3 protein-coding genes and 1 pseudogene are annotated in these 2,954 nt (G+C 40.8%); all 4 read right to left on the reverse strand.

The genetic code is table 11. From position 1 onward, the window contains the following. Window positions 1–365 (reverse strand): annotated as a pseudogene (locus tag QZ055_RS08950) (Fic family protein); the annotation flags it as partial. A 191-nt stretch (window positions 366–556) separates the two neighbouring features. Next, window positions 557–922 carry a hypothetical protein gene (locus tag QZ055_RS08955; RefSeq protein ID WP_295826345.1) on the reverse strand — a complete coding sequence of 122 codons (366 nt, stop codon included), beginning with the start codon at window positions 920–922 and terminating at the stop codon, window positions 557–559. 349 nt (window positions 923–1,271) lie between these two features. Continuing rightward, window positions 1,272–1,643, reverse strand: coding sequence for a hypothetical protein (locus QZ055_RS08960; RefSeq protein WP_039968827.1), 372 nt, complete (start codon window positions 1,641–1,643; stop codon window positions 1,272–1,274). A 76-nt stretch (window positions 1,644–1,719) separates the two neighbouring features. Then, a partial coding sequence (locus QZ055_RS08965; RefSeq protein ID WP_295826347.1) for a DNA gyrase C-terminal beta-propeller domain-containing protein occupies window positions 1,720–2,954 on the reverse strand: 1,235 nt, incomplete at its 5' end.

Here is a 2,954-nt window from a genome sequence, read left to right on the forward strand (position 1 = left end):
TTATACAAAATCTTGTGTAACTGCAAAATATGATTGCGAGACAATGCTATGGAATCATAACTTTCATGGATAACATTTAAGGCATCACGATACCCCATAATCTCCTGCTCATCCCTATTTCGAGGCGTAGTCTTATCAGCTACCAACTGCCGAAGGCGCGTGCTCGTCGTCACAATCCCTTCAATCGCATTTGAAGCCTCTGTACTCTGCACCTTTGCCAACTCTATAAGAGAATCTAATATGGCAGGGCTCTGTGAAAGCAAAACCTCCTCCTTGCCATTCGCCCGGTAAATTCCTGCAATAAGACTTAAAATATCCATATCCCACGACAAAGACTGAATCCGACCATACTCAAAACGACGCATACACACACCTCCATTTCCTTATAATCCCTTATAAATAAAATTATTCCCTTAAATTATACCATAAAATAAGGGAATAAATAATTTGGATACATTTAATTATACATGCAGAAGGGATTCTATCCCTTTGAGACCGACTTAGGTCACTATGGAGGTCGATGAGAGATAGAACCCTTTCTACTAGTAGAGGAAATTTACCAAATCAAGTGATACACGTGATCTAGATTACTTCCTTCTTGTATTTGTACTTTTGTATTTGCCAATGTTTCAGAACCAATCATATAGCCTTGTGGGTTATATGTAGCAACATCAATGAGCTGTACTGTTTTATCAGCACGGTTGAATGTCATTGTATAAATGGAGTGATCTCCATTTGGATCTACAATCTTCAAGCGCAATGTAGCACGAGCATCGTTTTTATCAACAGAGTCATTGTCGATATAGCCAGTACGACCATATTGATCCGTATCAAGAGCATACCAACTTTCAGCATGAGACACGCCCACACCAGCACTGAATAATAACCCGGCTACCACTAAACAGGCAAACCATTTTTTCATAACTATTCTCTCCTGACTATAAAATTCAAATAACTATGCAATCTGCATACCATAAATTCCCTACGCCTTCATTATAACACCATAATTGCATATTACTAATAAAAACTCTATAAACCGCATAATTAATATAAATTTATTAAGGACGATGTGCTGAGTCCTATGGGCTTTGATAATATAACGTATTTGATGACTGATATTCGCGCTGTAAGGTCAACAAAACATAGAAAGCCCCGAACTGTTCTGAAAACGACTTCGGTCACTATGGAGGCTTTCAGGATAGTTCGGGGCCAAATACGTTCTAAGTATCTAAATAAACAGAGCGAATATAAGCTTCTATTAAATTGTTGGATTATTTACCCCATAGGGCCTTCATAACTTCCGCACCCATGGTATCGTCTTCAATTTTTGTAGGTTTTTGTGCTTCTTTGCTGGACAATAACGCTACGCCTGCAGCGCTGTATACTGTTGTATCAAGTTCTGTCCATGTTTTTTCTTTACGGTCAATGCGTACTGTGTAGATGTATGTGAAACCTTCTACATTGTTAATTTTAACAAGTACTGTAGCCGCATCATCTGTTTTGTATACAGATGCATTATCGATGAACCATGCTGCATCATCTGCGTCAGCATCGATATAGTACCAATCAGCAGCACTAGCTTGACCAAAGCCGCCTAAGAATAAAACCCCTGCTGCAAACATAGCAGCTAACCATTTTTTCATATCTAAACTCCTTAACGCTAGAGACGACCATCTAAGATGGCCGCCCATAGTTTCTTACATATACTATTAATACAAATTATTCTGCTTCTTCGTCTTCGATTTCAGCACCTGGAATAACAGCAATACTAGCTACTTTATCACCTTCGTCGAGATTTTGTGTTTTCACACCAGAAATAGCTTTGCCTTTCTTCACAGCAATATCGTTCATGTTGAAGCGGATGATTTTGCCTTGTTCAGAGATAAGCATAACTTCATCATCGTTATGAACTACCTCTACGGCAACTACGTCACCTGTTTTGTTCGTAATCTTGAAGTTCTTAGAGCCTTTACCACCGCGTTTTTGCAATGTGTAAGCTTCCGCATCATTGCGTTTACCGAAACCTTCTTCGGAGATCGTAAACACTTGCGCTTCGCTTTCATCAGCATTAAGAACACCTGCGCCTACCACTACGTCGCCTGCATTAAGTTTAATGCCACGTACGCCGTGAGCCGCACGTTTCATAAGGCGTACATCGCTTTCACTGAAACGAATAGCGATACCCAATTTAGTACCGATCAAGATATCTTGGTTACCAGTCGTTACGTTGACGGAAATCAAGTGATCCCCTTCGTCGAGGTTGATAGCATTGAGACCAGAACGACGGATGTTGCGGTATTCTTCGATTGCTGTACGTTTTACAACGCCGAACTCAGTTACCATGAATAAGTTTACATCTTCTTGAACCCGTTCAAGGTCGATCATAGTCGTAACAGATTCGCCTACAGCCAGTGGTAATACGTTAACCATAGCGGTACCACGAGAATTACGGGAACCTGCTTCTGGCACTTCGTATGCTTTGAGGCGATATGTACGGCCAGTGGACGTGAAGAACAACAATGTATTATGCGTACGAACATGCATAATTTGCGTTACATAATCGTCTTCCTTCGTCTTCATGCCGATAACGCCAGCGCCACCTTTATGTTGGTTGCGATATACGTTCGCGTTCATGCGTTTGATATAACCTTGTTTAGTCAAGGTAATAACCATCTCTTCGTCAGCGATGAGGTCTTCTACATCAAGGTCGGACGTATCGATTGTGATTTCAGAACGACGAGGGTCGCCGTATTTCTTCTTCATATCTTCTAGTTCTTCTTTGATGATTTGACGTTGACGCGCTTCGCTAGCCAAGATAGCTTTCAAATCTTCGATTAATGCCAACAATTCCTTATATTCCTCTTCGATTTTTTCGCGTTCCAAGCCTGTTAAACGGCGTAAACGCATGTCGAGGATGGCTACTGCTTGTTTTTCTGAAAGCCCGAATTTTTGCA

The organism is uncultured Veillonella sp., assembly GCF_905209685.1.
GTDB lineage: Bacteria > Bacillota > Negativicutes > Veillonellales > Veillonellaceae > Veillonella.

Excerpts from the sequence above, each read along its gene's own strand:
- QZ055_RS08955 (WP_295826345.1), bottom strand. The coding sequence starts at position 922 with ATGAAAAAATGGTTTGCCTGTTTAGTGGTAGCCGGGTTATTATTCAGT.
- QZ055_RS08960 (WP_039968827.1), bottom strand. The coding sequence starts at position 1,643 with ATGAAAAAATGGTTAGCTGCTATGTTTGCAGCAGGGGTTTTATTCTTA.